We start from the raw sequence: 13,617 nt of genomic DNA, 5'->3' as shown, positions 1-13,617 counted from the left end.
TGTTAATGAATTCTATTTGGTACGAAGTAAGGCATACATCATTTGATGTAAATAAGACCCGAATAAGTCCATAAACAGTTGTGCTGGCGACAATAGCAAGAGTGAACCACCTGATCCCTTCCCGAACTCAGAAGTGAAACCTCTTAGCGCTGATGGTAGTGTGGGGTTACCCATGTGAGAGTAAGTCATCGCCAGCTCATTAATTCAAAACACCCCCTTAGCTTAATGCCTAAGGGGGTGTTTTTTTATGGGCAAGGGGAAGAAAAAGTACTAAAGGCAAAGTAATAAATCCCGAGTAGATCGGGATTTATGCGAAAAATATCAATTTTATTTAGGTGTTTAGTTGCCTTCTCGCATGTTTGAATGCAGTTCTTAATCCTTCTTCTAGTGTTGGGTGATAGTAAGCTTGATCAAGTACATCATCTAGAGTTACACCTTGATGTATCATCCATGAAAGTAGATGTGCCATATGTTCGGCTGAGTCTACGAATAACTCAGCGCCTAAAAGTTTTTTTGTTGCTTTATTAATATAGATCTCAATAGCACCTTTATTTTTACCTAAAACAATTGCACGTCCTTGCTTTTCATAAGAAACAAAGCCAGTAATAAAGTCGATATTTTGAGTTTTTAATAGCTTATAGCTTTGGCCTGCTGTCGCCATTTCAGGTGAACTAAATACAATTCCGAGAGGTGTTAGTATTTTAATATTTTTAACCTGTGGATAATTTAAACAATTATGAACAGCACCTCGAGCTTCATTTGCTGCTTCGTGCTGTAGAGGTGTAGTAGTTAATGCATCACCTGTAATAAATATAGGTAAATCAGAAAGTTGTTTAGTTTTTGAATCGACTTCTAGATTCTTAATATCTTTAAATTTTTCTGAAATATTACTGAGGTTTAATGTACTTAAATAACTTCTACGCCCTGTTGCGATAAGCAAATAATCTACACTTATATTTTTAGATTCACCGAGTTCGCTAAATTGAATATTAATGCCATCTTTAGTTTTTTTCACTAAGTCGGGTAAAACTTCAAATTTAATATTAAGCTCTTCACTTAAGACTTTTTGTGCTAATTTTTGTAAGTTTGGACTTGTTAATGAGCCAACTCTAAGACTTCTTGCAAAAATGGTGGTTTCTACACCTAAACGATGCATTGCTTGAGCAAGTTCAATCGCAATGACTCCACTACCAATAACTGCTATCGATTTTGGAAGAGTTTCTAATTCGAAAATCTGATCGGATGTAATTAAGCGCTCACCTAGTTCATCTTTCCAGTTTTGGTCATAACTTGGTGTAGAACCAACAGCAATAATAAATGACTTTGCTTGATATTCTTTTTCATTCACTAGAACTGTATTGGTATTTTTAAAAGATGCTTTGCCTGAAACTTTGTGTTCATTGGGCCAATTGTCTACATCTTTAATGGTTGCTGTTGTAAAACGATCTCGTAGTTTTCGGACATGATTCATTACATTTGAAGTGTCAATATTTGCATTGACTTGTAAGGATACTTCTTCAGCATGTTGAATATCATATATTCGATTTGCTGTCGAAATAAGGACTTTACTTGGCATGCAACCGACTCGGGCACATGTCGTATCCCATGCTCCATCGTTAATAATTAGAATATTTTGTGTGAATTTGATAGCTTCTTTATATGCTGCAATACCTGCCGTTCCAGCACCGATAATAATGATGTCATACATAATGAATAAAATGTTTTGAATAGGCTGATCTTATTCATATCATATTTGGCAGCTAGAATTATGCTTATTTGTAAATAAAAACGGCAATGAATTGCCGTTTTTATTGCTGACTATATTGTTGTACCCATTGTAATTCCAACGGTAGGTTTAAGCTCCATAGAGCTACACCCAAAGAGAGATACAGAGCAAATAAGTGCGATAAGAAGTTTATTCATGAAGTAAGCCTTGTGAATTTGCTTGATTGAATAATGTACTAGAGCGAGTTCCGCTACGGCAAACCATTAAAATTGGTTTTGGTAGTTCATTATAATATTTGGCAAATTCTTGAATGTCTGTTTGAGTAATTTTACCGCTCGTGACAGGTTGGTAAATTACGCTAACATGCTGACGTTCCGCAATTTCTCTTAATTCACTAACTTTAATGTTGTTTCCCTCTTCCTCATCTGGTCTATTTACAACAACAGATTTAAAACCTTGTTGCATAAGTTGACTAAATTTTTCGGAGGTCATTTGTCCCGTAACACTAACTTTATTGGTTAGTGATTTACTTAAATCATTTTCAGCAAAAATTGTGGTTGAAAAGCAAAAAAGTAAACAACAAAGGAGTCTTTTGAAGACCTGATTAGTCATCCAATAAATCCATTTGTTTTGCAAGTTGAAACAGATTATTTGAACGGTTGCCAGTGCGACAGAACATTAGGATCGGTTTTGGTAATTCATTATAATGATTAGCAAATGTACGTACATCTAGTTCGGTGATTTGACCTGCTACAACAGGCTGATAAACATAATCTAAGCCAGCAGCGCGAGCAGCTTCTTCAATTTGAGCACTTGTTGGTTGATCTGGACCGCCTTCCATATCTGGACGATTATTAACAATCGATTTAAAGCCTTTTTCAACAACTTGAGATATGTGTTCTGGTGCAATTTGACCTGCAAATCCTACATTTTCACTCATTTCATTACTCCATAAGTTCATCAATACATTTTATACTTTATGATAGCATTATGATGAAAAAGGAACGTATTGTTCTTTCATTTTTAAGATAAGTTTTTATGCATATAGATAATTAAAATATAGCAATGGAGCGTATATGTTCGCTTATACCGTAGATCCTTTATATGTGAAAAGTGGGCAAGATGTCATTGCTGCGGACTTTTATCATCCTAAAAATATAGAAAAACCTCCTGTTATTGTTATGGCCCATGGTTTGGCTGCTTTACGTCACTTTAAATTGATTCAATTTGCTAAAAAATTTGCTCGATCAGGCTACGCAGTTGTTTTATTTGATTATCGATATTGGGGTGGAAGTACAGGACGTCCACGTGAATTAGTTTCTTTAAAAGCTCAGCTAGATGATTGGCGCACGATGATTTCCCATTTAAATGAACGTCAGTCTATTGATGCAGAACGAATGGTTTTGTGGGGTGTAGGATTAAGTGGTGGCTATGTTTTATCTTTAGCTGCATCTTTACCAAATATTAAAGCGATCATTGCTCAAGTACCTTATGTGGATGGTGCGGCAAGTGTTAAGCAATATCCGCTACAACAATTACCCGCTGCTTTGAAAATTTCGACTCAAGATTATATGGGGGCTAAAGTCGGAATGTTACCTAAAACACTGCCAGTAATAGATACAACAGAATTTAGTTTTATGCCGTCAAATGATAGTTATGAAGGTTTTTTATCTATTTTAGATCTCGACTATTTTTGGAGTGGCGAGATTCCCGCAAGAGCCTTATTCAGCTTAATGCGCTATAGACCCATACAAGTTGTACGGCAAATTAAGATACCAGTTTTATTTATTGCAGCATTGCAAGATAGTGTTGTTCCTATAGAGTCTAGCCGTGAAACGGTTACAAATATTGCACCTTATGTTGAATATCATGAATGGAAGATGAAACATTATGATATTTTTCATGGAGAATGGTTTGAAAAAGCAATTTCAACTCAATTACAATTTCTACAACAGCATTTAGGAGTTCGTTAAATGATTATTGTATGCCCTGAATGTGGTGCAAAAAATAGAGTGGCTGAAGAAAATTTTTTCAAAAATCCTTCTTGTGGTCAGTGTCATGATGCATTAATTACACTAGTACCTATAGAATTAAATGAGCAAAATTTTAGTCATTTTATTAGCAATAGTGATTTGCCTGTATTTATTGATTTATGGGCAGAATGGTGTGGTCCTTGTAAAATGATGGCTCCGCACTTTGCACAAGTTGCAAAGCAGTATCCGAATGTGGTTTTTGCTAAAATTGATACTGAAGCAAATCCAAGATTAAGTGCTGCATTTAATATTCGTAGCATTCCAACCTTAGTTTTGATGAATAAAACCAACGAAATTGCTAGAATAAGTGGAGCACTTCGATCTACTGAGCTACAACAATGGTTAGATCAGCAGTTAGATGCCCATAAATAAACTCAATTTGGAGTGAACGTGTCAGATTCTCATGTAAAGCCTGAAGGTACTCTATCCCTTCAAACAATCGCAATGCCAGCAGATACTAACTGGAGTGGCGATGTATTTGGTGGTTGGATTGTGTCGCAAATGGATTTGGCTGGTGCGATTCATGCAGAGCGTTTTAGTAAAGGACGTTGTGCAACAATTTCAATTAATCAGATGACATTCCTTGTACCTGTAAAAGTAGGGGATGTGATTAGTTGTTACACCAAAATTTTAAAAGTAGGTAATACCTCAATTCAAATGCAAATTGAAGTTTGGGATAGCCACGATAGTTCACGTGAAGCAAAACGTGTCACGGAAGGTGTATTCACTTTTGTTGCTGTAGATGTAAAAGGCAATAAACGTCAAATTCCTGAAGAAGTTAAGCTTAAACATGCTGAAACTCAAAATAATTAAAAAAAATCCCAGATTCATATCTGGGATTTTTTATTTTAAAGACTAGTTCTTTTTCAGCTGATCTTTAGAGATCCATGCCCAAAGCATTTCACATAGGATAGGCTCTTCATTACTTTCGTCTGTTACAGACACAGCCACTAAAGTTTCACCTTTATTTGTGGTTTGCATAAGTTGTTGTTGATCAGCCGTTAATGTTGCGACAGCCGTCATAGCACCTTTAGTTGGGCGTTTAAAATCAACTTTAAAGCTTTTAATGAGTACAATTGCTGTATCAGGGACATTCATTGCAGTCACAAATCCTGTGGCTGTTTCAGCAATAAGTGCCATTGCACATGCATGAATTTGTCCAATATGATTTTGCATACCTTTGTGGTTTTCAATTTTGACGACCACTTTGTTGGCGTGCATTTCTAAATATTGAATTTTTGCCGTACCCACCATGGGAACGACTCGACCAAAAGCTCGACTCCACAACGTATTACGAATTCTTTTTGGGAATTTAGACGTTGTTTTTACAAGTTTAGATAAACGATTGGTCTGAGTCATAGTGTTCTCTTTGGGTAAACTCGCCTTAGTCTTTAAAATTATTGAACTGCAAAGGCACACCAAATTGCTGTTCTTTTAGGAACGCCATAATTTGTTGTAAGGTATCGCGTTTTTTATCTGTCACACGAATTTTATCGCCTTGAATAGAAGATTGCGCTTTAATGCCGCTTTCTTTAATGGCTTTATTAATTTTTTTTGCAGTATCAGAGTCAAGACCATCTTTCAGTTTAATCACTTGAATGATGTTTTTACCTGATGCAGTCATTTTCTGTGGATCAAGTGCTTGAATATCAACTTTACGTTTAAAGAAATGGTTTTCAAGCATGCTATAAACTTGCTCGCATTGGAAATCACTTTCTGTTGAAATTTTGATTTCTTTATTTTTTTCGCTTAGTTCAATAGAAACATCTTGACCACGGAAGTCGAAACGTGTTCCGATTTCCTTTTGAGTATTTTGAACTGCATGATTTACTTCAAAAATTTCTAATTCTGAAACAATATCAAAAGATGGCATAGTTTAGACCTTTACAAATGGAAAGAATATCTGAGATGCTAGGGATGTTTTCTTCATTTGCCAAGTGTTCTTTACAACAAAGGAGTGCACAATGATCCGTAAAATAGAAATTACTACATTTGAGTTCCCAAAAAACGCAATTATTTGGGATGTTCGCGATGCTAAGGCATACGCTGAAGCACACGTTAACGGTGCTGTAAATAAGCCAATTAACGATTTATCAGCTGAAAGCCTTACTCAGGTAGCAACGGATCAACCGATTTATATTTTATGTGGTGGTGGTAGTAAAGCCCCTCGCGCTGCTGAACTACTTGATGGTTTTGATAGTCAGCGTGAATACATTGTTCTTATGGGGGGTACACGTGCAGCTCGTGATGCAGGTTTACCTTTGGTTGAGGGGGCTTAATCCCTTAACTTAAAAAAAGCGCCGAAAGGCGCTTTTTTATTGATTTAGAAGAGCAATTATTTAGTTAGGTTCTGAGCTTGATCATTTGCCTTAAAATAAGGTTTCTTTGCTTTTACTTTCTTTTGAAAACGAGTAGGACTCAATTTTTTGATTAGACTTGAAGGAACTGGACAAGCTTCACTTAAAATTTGAGAGATTAAAATTTCAGTGCAGAGAGGTGCAAATAGAAAACCTTTAGAACCTAATCCTGCAAAACTATAGATTTCATCTTCATTTTTCATTTTTCCAAGCACAGGAAAATAATCCTGACTTTGAGCACGTACAGAAGCTCTTCCTTGCCAACTTGAAATATCTGCTAAGTTTTCTGCATATTCAGGAAATACGCTGTGGATAAGTTCATAGTTATGAACATGATCTTCAAGTAGCACCTTATCATCATCACGATTCGGATAAAAAGAAGCCCCTAAAATGAGATGATCTGCATTTAATTGCATGCAATAACCACCGTAACTATGTGCTTGAGTTAAGGCCAAAGGTTGGTTGCAATTGTTTACCCAACTGACTTGCCCCCGAATAGGCTTTAAAACAGGGTAATTTTCAAAGAAGTTTTGTGTTTCACGTGCAGTACAAACAATCACATGATCAGCCTGGATGAGGGTTTTATCTTCTTCAAATAACGTAACGAAATTTTCAGAGGGTTTGATTTGGCTGATTTGCGCTTGTTGAAATTCAATAAGTGGGTGTTGCAATATCGCGTCACGTAGTTGATGCGGTGAAACGGCACCTGCTTCCAATAAGTTTAAACTTGGAAACGTAGTTTTAAGTGGATGATCCGTTGCAGATTGTGCTTTTAAAATATTAGATGGATATTCATTAGATAATGCGAATAAATCTTCAGCATTTTTAAGCGCCAATTGATTGACTTGAATAGGACGAAAAGCTGTAAATTGCTTGTAGTGGCGAATGGCATGTTGCCAAGCCAAAGTCATTAAATGTTCCGAGCTTTGTTCAATTGGGCATAGCTTTGGGTTGAGTAGGGCAAGAGGATTGCCTGAACCGCCAGCTAAAGGCGCTGATTTGTCGTAAATAGCAACTTTATGTCCGCGCTGAGCAAATCCCCATGCTGTGCTTAAACCTGCTATTCCTGCGCCAATTATGGCGATTTGACGTTGTTGAAATGGTGTCTTTAACTTAGATTCAATTTTTTTTTGATTTAATTCTAAGTTTTCGAACTTTTGTTCTGAAACACATACATTTTCGAGTGATTCAGGTGCTGCCCAAATTGCTTTTAGCATTTCACGTTTATGACGGAAACCGCGTGGGCGAGAAATTGAAATACCATGTTGTTTTAAACCACGTTTCAAAACGCCTGCAACACTAAATGAAGAAAGAGTTGTGCCAATTGTTGAAAGGCGAACAATGTTATTTAAAACATTTTCTTCCCACAGATCTGGATTACACGACGGTGCGAAACCATCTAAAAACCAAGCATTCACATGATGAGTTTTTTCCATAGCAGGGAAAACATCATGTGCATCACCTAGCCATAAATCTAAAGAAAAGCGTTCTTTAGGAAATGACAAACGGTGACAGCCTGCAATTGGAAGTGGGTATTGCTCAATCAGTGATTTTGCAAGATGGCTTAACTCAGGCCATACATTTAAGGCACGAATTAAATCATCTTTTGTAAGTGGAAATTTTTCGACTGAAATTGCATGAAGATGGCTATTATTATTTGGACGAACTTGTTGCCAAAGTTGCCATAAAGCTAAAATATTTAGCCCAGTACCAAAGCCTGTTTCACCTACGCTAAAATATTCAAAATCTTGTAATTGCGCTAAACGCTCTGGCAAATCATTGCCGTTTAAGAACACATGGCGAGTTTCTAAAAGACCATTATCTTTTGAGAAATAAACATCGCCAAATTGTTTAGAGACAGGAATATCAATGCCATCTACAAGTTGCCAATCGAGATCAGCAGTTTGAATTGCGTTAGACAAAACTCACACAACCTTTCATTGAAAATAAAAAGTTAGCTTACCACTGACGACGACGCTTCGCATATACATAACTTGCAATTAAGAAGCCCAATAGTACGCCAACAGCTAGTGTTGTTGCGCCATATAAAAACATTTGGGCACTACGTTCGCTTTGAAGTACTTGAACCTGAACACCTAAATTATCATTTTTTAACTGTAATTCTTGGTTTTGGGTTAAAGCATCTAAGTTTGCTTTTTCTAACTGCTGTAAACGTGTTGCTTGGTCATTCACTAATGCTTTGACTTTCGCTTCATGTAACACTTTATTTTTTGCAATTTGCTCGGCAGTAAGCTTTTTGTTCTCAATATCTTGCGGAGTATTTCCTATAATAGGATTACGCGTAGTCGTTGGTTTATTCGCAGGAATCGGTTGTAAAGGATTCTGTGCCACCGTAACTGCAGGCGTTGGAGCAGGAGCAGTTTGGGTAGGTGGTTCAACTGCCCAAGCAGTTGAACAAAGGAAAAAGAAACTTAATGCACTAGAAACAACGATACGCATATACCTTACCCTTTAGGAAATGCTTTATTGAAGGGTTTAACGTCAATATGACTATAAACACCTTCTTTTAAAAATGGTTCTTCAGCCAACCATGCATCAAGAGCTTCACGGCTGTCAAAATCGACAATAATAGTACTACCGTAAAAGCCCGCTTGAGGATTACTTGGATCTTTAGGCATAGCCCCAGCAACAATTAAACGACCTTCATCATCTAATTTTTGTAATCGCTCTAAATGTTGAGGGCGAGTGGCTAAGCGTTTTTCTACTGTACCTTCATTATCTGTACAGCTTACGACGAATAATGGCATGATTTAATCCGATTCTTCTAGCAAAATTGTTATTCAGAAGACTTAAAGTATTTTCGTAATACAATAAACTGAATAATAATAAAGGAAAACATCACAATCATGTCACCAAATGCAGTGAATTCACCCCAATATTTTCCATTTGCGAAAATAAAAGCAAAAAACACATGCAAAAATGACATCACAGCAAACATTGCAGCCCATGCGTAGTTTAAATTTTTCCAACCTTTTTCTGTTAAATTAAAAATAGGACCAAATAAACGCTGAATAAGAGGCTTCTTGTCTTTCATAAAAAATGGTGAAAGTAAAAAAGCACCAGAGAAAACTAAATTGAGTAATGCTGCTTTAAGTTTGATGTAAAAATCATCTGAAAGCATAAGTGTAATGCCACCAAAAATAACCGTCATAAATAAGACAATCCATTGCTGTTTGTCTAAACGGAATTTCTGAATAAAAAACATTGCGCCATATACAACGAGCATTGAAAACATTAAACCTGTTGTTGCAACAAGAATATTATTATTATCTACACCACCAGCTGAACCAATAAATTGTAAGAGTGGATGCTCAGTATTTTTCGGGTCTACCGTTTTATATAAATAAAAGAAAATAATGAGTGGCACAAAGTCTAAAAGTGCTTTCATGTTAGAGTATCTGAATCTGATTAAATAATTGACATAGTATAAGTGATGGAAGGCATAGATTTACATACACATAGTAATATTTCTGATGGAACTTTGTCTCCAGAGCAACTTGTGCATGCAGCAATAGAAAAAGGGATTCATACTTTAGCGTTAACTGACCATGACACTATGGATGGCTTAAGCCTTGCTGAGCAAGCTATAGAAGGTAATGCGCTTAAAATTATTTCAGGGGTAGAAATTTCAAGCCAATGGTCACGACCTGCAACAAAAAAAAGCTATGGTGTTCATGTGGTTGCGCTAAATATGCAAAACCCTGCACCTTTGCATGCATTACTCGAACAACAAAAAATAATTCGTGCCGAACGTGCTAAAAAGATTTGTGATTTACTCATTCCTTTAATTGGGGAAGATATTTATTTAGATGTTGTTGCTAAGGTCGATAATATTCCTGATCGTGTTACACGAACTCACATCGCAAAAACATTAGTTGAAAAAGGTTATGTAAGCCGTCCGCAACAAGCTTTCGATAAATACATTAAAGAGGGTAAAAAAGCCTACGTAAAATTTGATGGTTTAGGCTTAGAAGAAACCATCAATGTGATTCATCAAAGTGGTGGTTTTGCTGTACTTGCCCATCCTACGCGTTACGATTTATCTGCAACTAATATTCGTTATTTAATCGAAATATTTGCCAAATTTGGTGGAGATGCTGTTGAGCTACCACCAGCAATAGAACCTGCATCTACTCGTCAAATGGTAGATCGCATGATTGCCGAATATAATTTGAAAGTTTCGGTTGGAAGTGATTTTCATGGTGATAATATGCCATGGATTAAACTTGGTAATATTCCACGCTTAAAAGAAGGACAAATTGGAATTTGGGAAAGTTTTATTTAATTTCCATTATTTAAGCGTTCTCCCTGAGCTACATATAGCGCAGAGCAGGCACTTCCTCTCTTTATAAGGGAGGGAGAAATATTGCTTTAGCTTAGGGGTAAATTAAAAGATTACAGTAAATTATGATCTTGCGCTTGAATAGGTGGAGGAGTCGGTTTTCCTAAAGTTCCCAAAAGTTCAATTTCAATTGTTCGCACCATCGCATCTAACGGTAAGTCATTACTTTGCGTACCAAATGGTTCTTCAATTTCAGAACTGAGCGCATCTAGTCCTAAAAATGTATATGCCAAAATACCCACTAAAAGTGGTGTGGCTAAACCTAATGTAGAACCCAAGCTAAACGGCAGCATAAAACAGAAGAAATAAACGGTTCGATTAAGCAAAACAGAATAGGCAAAAGGCAATGGTGTCGTTGCAATACGATCACAACCTGTTTGAACTAAACTTAATTCTGTTACATGGTTATTCATTTGTGTGTAAATAATATCGGAAATTTCACCGTCTTTTTGAGCTTGCATCAATTCCCATTGAATAAGGCTTAAGGTGTATTGCGGTGCATTGACTTGCTGATATAGCTGCGTCAGTGCTTGTTGGCTCATCCCACTGGTTTCTACTAGTTCAGTTGGATTTGCTGTTTGATGACGAAGTCGATCTCGAAGGACATTTGCAAAGACAATAACATGTTGAATTACACGCTCACGACGACCTTGGCTAAGCATACGGCAATCACGGTCAAAATGGCGCGCATTGGCAATGAGTAAGCCCCAAAGTTTACGAGCTTCCCACCAACGGTCATAACAAGCAGAGTTTTTAAAACCTAAAAAAATAGAGAGAACAACACCAATGAGCGTAAAACCTACAAGTGGTAATTCTGGAAAATTAAAGAAACCGATATAAGATAAACCACCCACGATCGTAGAAAGTAAAACAACAACACCTAAAGGAGGCAATACCTTAGGCAGAATAGTACCTTTCCATGAAAATAGAAGTTTAAATACGTTAGCCTGTTCTCGAATAATCATTTATTAGAATCATCACTATTTGGGGTTGATCTTCATGGCTTAGGCATGATTTGTCAATACGATTAACAAAGCTTAACCTGATGTTAGAAGATTTTGTTCAGCAAAAGAAAATGTACCATGAGGGGAAATAATGCAATGGTCAATTAGCTGTATTTCGACCATTTCACAAGCTTTCTTAATTTTTTGTGTCAGTATTAAATCGGCTATAGAGGGTTGTGCTAAACCAAAAGGATGATTATGCGCTATGACAATAGATGTTGTGTTATGGCTAATAGCAAAACGCAGTAATTGATTAATTGATATTTCACAAGAATTAACCGAGCCATAAAATAATTTTTTAAAGGCGATTTTACGTAAATTGGCATCTAGGCATAAAACGGCAAAGACTTCTTGTACCTCACCTAAAAGTTCAAACTTTAGAAAATCGAGTAATAATTTCGAATTACTGAGTTCCAATTTTTCTTGCTTTAAGTGTTGAGAAATATAACGACGTCCTAATTCTTTAACTGCCATTAATTGTGCATACTTTGTATTTCCTATGCCATGGAAGCACTTAACATCATCTAAGGATGCATCTAATAAAGAGGTGATATCTCCAAAATGTTGAATTAATATTCTCGCTAATTCAACGGCAGAATGTTGCTGTGAACCTGAACGTAAAAAGATGGCAAGTAACTCCGCATCAGATAAGCTTGCAGCACCTTGTTGGATTAGACGCTCACGTGGTCGTTCTTGTTCAGGCCAATTTTTAATAGAAAAATTCATTGTTTTAAGACTTATTTATTATAAATTTAAGAAATTTTTCCAAGTCATATACTTGGGGAAGATAATATTTAATGATATTGTGAGCGCCACTGCAACAGGAAAGGTAAACTGTTCGTGAGTTTTGACCTCAGTGTAATTCCAAATAAAAATATTATTGTCGCTGTAACGGGCGGTATTGCTGCGTATAAAAGCGCTATTTTAGTTCGTCGTTTAAAAGATGCGGGTTTTAACATTCGTGTTGTGATGACTAAAGGTGCACAAGCTTTCATTACGCCTTTAACATTCCAAGCGCTGTCAGGAAATTCTGTTCACACTGAATTGTTAAATCCTGAAGCCGAAGCGGGAATGGGGCATATTGAATTAGCGCGTTGGGCAGATCTTATTCTTGTTGCCCCAGCATCTTGTGACACTTTGGCAAAATTTGCTGCAGGTTTGGCAGATGACTTACTTTCTACATTGTATTTAGCAACTAAAGCGCCTGTTTGGGTTGCTCCTGCTATGAATCAACAAATGTGGGCAGCAAAAGCGACACAAAGAAACTTAAATACATTGGTAGAAGATGGTGTACACGTGATTATGCCTGATGCTGGTGCTCAAGCTTGCGGTGATGTGGGTTTGGGACGAATGCCTGAACCAGAAGATCTTGCGTATCAAGTAATTCAATATTTCCATAAAGCTCAGCGTACAATTGCGGAAAAGTTTGGTCAGTTGGCAGGTAAACATGTTGTGATTACCGCAGGACCAACTCGAGAGTCTATAGATCCTGTTCGCTATATTTCAAACCATAGTACAGGGAAAATGGGTTTTTCTTTGGCTGCAGCATGTTATGCAGCAGGTGCGAAAGTCACGCTTATTGCTGGACCTGTCAGTTTAGATACACCAAATGGTGTGCGCCGTATTAATGTGCAGTCTGCGGTACAAATGTTAGATACTAGTATGCAAATGCTCGAAGAAGGTTGTGATATTTTTATTGCAACAGCAGCCGTTGCAGATTATCGCGTAGCAGAAGTTGCAGAACATAAAATTAAAAAATCAGGTGATGAACTGAATGTTTCATTGGTAAAAAACCCTGATATTGTTGCAACTATTGCTCAGCAAGCTAAGCGTCCATTTATGGTTGGGTTTGCAGCAGAAACACGAAATGTTGAAGAATATGCGGCTGGAAAATTAGTTGCTAAAAAACTCGATATGATTGCATGCAATGATGTTTCTCGTGCAGATATTGGTTTTGCTTCGGATCAAAATGCGATGACGGTGTTTTTTGCAGAACATTATCAAATGCAAAAGCGTGATTTAGAAAAAGCATCTAAACAGGAAATTTCACAGCAATTGGTTGATGCAATTCACGATGCATTGAATCATGAACCTGAAGAAGATTTTTAATCTGAGATTTTAATTTTAAAATTAT

Annotated in this window: 17 protein-coding genes and 1 rRNA gene; 7 read left to right on the top strand and 11 right to left on the bottom strand. The window is 36.7% G+C overall.

What is annotated here, in order from left to right; genetic code table 11:
* The first annotated feature begins 82 nt into the window (after window positions 1-82).
* Window positions 83-197, top strand: a 5S ribosomal RNA gene (rrf, locus tag AC5YDH_RS12675).
* A gap of 134 nt (window positions 198-331) precedes the next feature.
* On the opposite strand, the gene AC5YDH_RS12670 is transcribed toward rrf, so the two are convergent.
* From AC5YDH_RS12670 to AC5YDH_RS12660, 3 genes are all read right to left on the bottom strand, one after another.
* Window positions 332-1,708: a dihydrolipoyl dehydrogenase gene (locus AC5YDH_RS12670; protein WP_496120030.1), complete on the bottom strand. Its 1,377-nt coding sequence runs from the start codon at window positions 1,706-1,708 to the stop codon at window positions 332-334.
* Between the two features lie 207 nt (window positions 1,709-1,915).
* A complete protein-coding gene (locus tag AC5YDH_RS12665) occupies window positions 1,916-2,338 on the bottom strand; it encodes a protein tyrosine phosphatase family protein (protein WP_496120028.1) in 423 nt (140 codons plus the stop codon).
* Entirely contained in the window at window positions 2,331-2,666 is a 336-nt protein-coding gene (locus AC5YDH_RS12660) for a protein tyrosine phosphatase family protein (protein ID WP_496120026.1), read from the bottom strand. Before AC5YDH_RS12660 ends, AC5YDH_RS12665 begins: the two co-directional genes overlap by 8 nt.
* Window positions 2,667-2,802: 136 nt before the next feature.
* On the opposite strand from AC5YDH_RS12660, the gene AC5YDH_RS12655 reads away from it, so the two are divergent.
* The 3 genes from AC5YDH_RS12655 to AC5YDH_RS12645 all read left to right on the top strand — a co-directional run bounded on the left by AC5YDH_RS12655 (window position 2,803) and on the right by AC5YDH_RS12645 (window position 4,572).
* Window positions 2,803-3,699: an alpha/beta hydrolase gene (locus AC5YDH_RS12655; protein ID WP_496120024.1), complete on the top strand. Its 897-nt coding sequence runs from the start codon at window positions 2,803-2,805 to the stop codon at window positions 3,697-3,699.
* Window positions 3,700-4,131: a thioredoxin TrxC gene (trxC, locus tag AC5YDH_RS12650; RefSeq protein ID WP_496120022.1), complete on the top strand. Its 432-nt coding sequence runs from the start codon at window positions 3,700-3,702 to the stop codon at window positions 4,129-4,131. It abuts the gene before it with no gap.
* Between the two features lie 72 nt (window positions 4,132-4,203).
* Window positions 4,204-4,572 (top strand): acyl-CoA thioesterase, encoded by a 369-nt coding sequence (locus AC5YDH_RS12645; RefSeq protein WP_496120036.1) that lies wholly within the window; start codon window positions 4,204-4,206, stop codon window positions 4,570-4,572.
* A gap of 42 nt (window positions 4,573-4,614) precedes the next feature.
* Here AC5YDH_RS12645 and AC5YDH_RS12640 read toward each other — a convergent pair whose 3' ends face one another.
* Window positions 4,615-5,118: a DUF4442 domain-containing protein gene (locus AC5YDH_RS12640; protein ID WP_496120020.1), complete on the bottom strand. Its 504-nt coding sequence runs from the start codon at window positions 5,116-5,118 to the stop codon at window positions 4,615-4,617.
* Window positions 5,119-5,143: 25 nt separating this feature from the next.
* Window positions 5,144-5,632 carry a YajQ family cyclic di-GMP-binding protein gene (locus AC5YDH_RS12635; protein WP_496120019.1) on the bottom strand — a complete coding sequence of 163 codons (489 nt, stop codon included), beginning with the start codon at window positions 5,630-5,632 and terminating at the stop codon, window positions 5,144-5,146.
* A 91-nt stretch (window positions 5,633-5,723) separates the two neighbouring features.
* Between AC5YDH_RS12635 and AC5YDH_RS12630 the strand changes: the two genes are divergently transcribed.
* Entirely contained in the window at window positions 5,724-6,038 is a 315-nt protein-coding gene (locus tag AC5YDH_RS12630; RefSeq protein ID WP_496120017.1) for a rhodanese-like domain-containing protein, read from the top strand.
* A gap of 56 nt (window positions 6,039-6,094) precedes the next feature.
* Here AC5YDH_RS12630 and mnmC read toward each other — a convergent pair whose 3' ends face one another.
* The 4 genes from mnmC to AC5YDH_RS12610 are packed head-to-tail and all read right to left on the bottom strand — an operon-like array spanning window position 6,095 to window position 9,525.
* On the bottom strand, window positions 6,095-8,038 hold the full coding sequence (mnmC, locus tag AC5YDH_RS12625) for a bifunctional tRNA (5-methylaminomethyl-2-thiouridine)(34)-methyltransferase MnmC2/FAD-dependent 5-carboxymethylaminomethyl-2-thiouridine(34) oxidoreductase MnmC1 (protein WP_496120016.1): 1,944 nt from the start codon (window positions 8,036-8,038) through the stop codon (window positions 6,095-6,097).
* A gap of 37 nt (window positions 8,039-8,075) precedes the next feature.
* Window positions 8,076-8,576, bottom strand: a complete 501-nt coding sequence (locus tag AC5YDH_RS12620) for an SH3 domain-containing protein (protein ID WP_496120014.1) — start codon at window positions 8,574-8,576, stop codon at window positions 8,076-8,078.
* Between the two features lie 5 nt (window positions 8,577-8,581).
* On the bottom strand, window positions 8,582-8,884 hold the full coding sequence (locus AC5YDH_RS12615) for a YciI family protein (protein WP_496120013.1): 303 nt from the start codon (window positions 8,882-8,884) through the stop codon (window positions 8,582-8,584).
* Between the two features lie 29 nt (window positions 8,885-8,913).
* Complete coding sequence (locus AC5YDH_RS12610; RefSeq protein ID WP_496120011.1) at window positions 8,914-9,525, bottom strand: septation protein IspZ; 612 nt, start codon at window positions 9,523-9,525, stop codon at window positions 8,914-8,916.
* 45 nt (window positions 9,526-9,570) lie between these two features.
* On the opposite strand from AC5YDH_RS12610, the gene AC5YDH_RS12605 reads away from it, so the two are divergent.
* Window positions 9,571-10,422, top strand: a complete 852-nt coding sequence (locus tag AC5YDH_RS12605; protein ID WP_496120010.1) for a PHP domain-containing protein — start codon at window positions 9,571-9,573, stop codon at window positions 10,420-10,422.
* A 110-nt stretch (window positions 10,423-10,532) separates the two neighbouring features.
* On the opposite strand, the gene AC5YDH_RS12600 is transcribed toward AC5YDH_RS12605, so the two are convergent.
* Together AC5YDH_RS12600 and radC are read right to left on the bottom strand one after the other, a co-directional pair.
* Window positions 10,533-11,444 (bottom strand): bestrophin family protein, encoded by a 912-nt coding sequence (locus AC5YDH_RS12600; protein WP_496120009.1) that lies wholly within the window; start codon window positions 11,442-11,444, stop codon window positions 10,533-10,535.
* Window positions 11,445-11,516: 72 nt separating this feature from the next.
* Window positions 11,517-12,209, bottom strand: coding sequence for a RadC family protein (radC, locus tag AC5YDH_RS12595; RefSeq protein WP_496120007.1), 693 nt, complete (start codon window positions 12,207-12,209; stop codon window positions 11,517-11,519).
* Window positions 12,210-12,323: 114 nt separating this feature from the next.
* Between radC and coaBC the strand changes: the two genes are divergently transcribed.
* Window positions 12,324-13,592 (top strand): bifunctional phosphopantothenoylcysteine decarboxylase/phosphopantothenate--cysteine ligase CoaBC, encoded by a 1,269-nt coding sequence (coaBC, locus tag AC5YDH_RS12590; protein ID WP_496120005.1) that lies wholly within the window; start codon window positions 12,324-12,326, stop codon window positions 13,590-13,592.
* Window positions 13,593-13,617: the final 25 nt, after the last annotated feature.

The organism is Acinetobacter sp. FY683, assembly GCF_059515885.1.
This window is presented reverse-complemented; position numbering and strand designations above follow the sequence as displayed.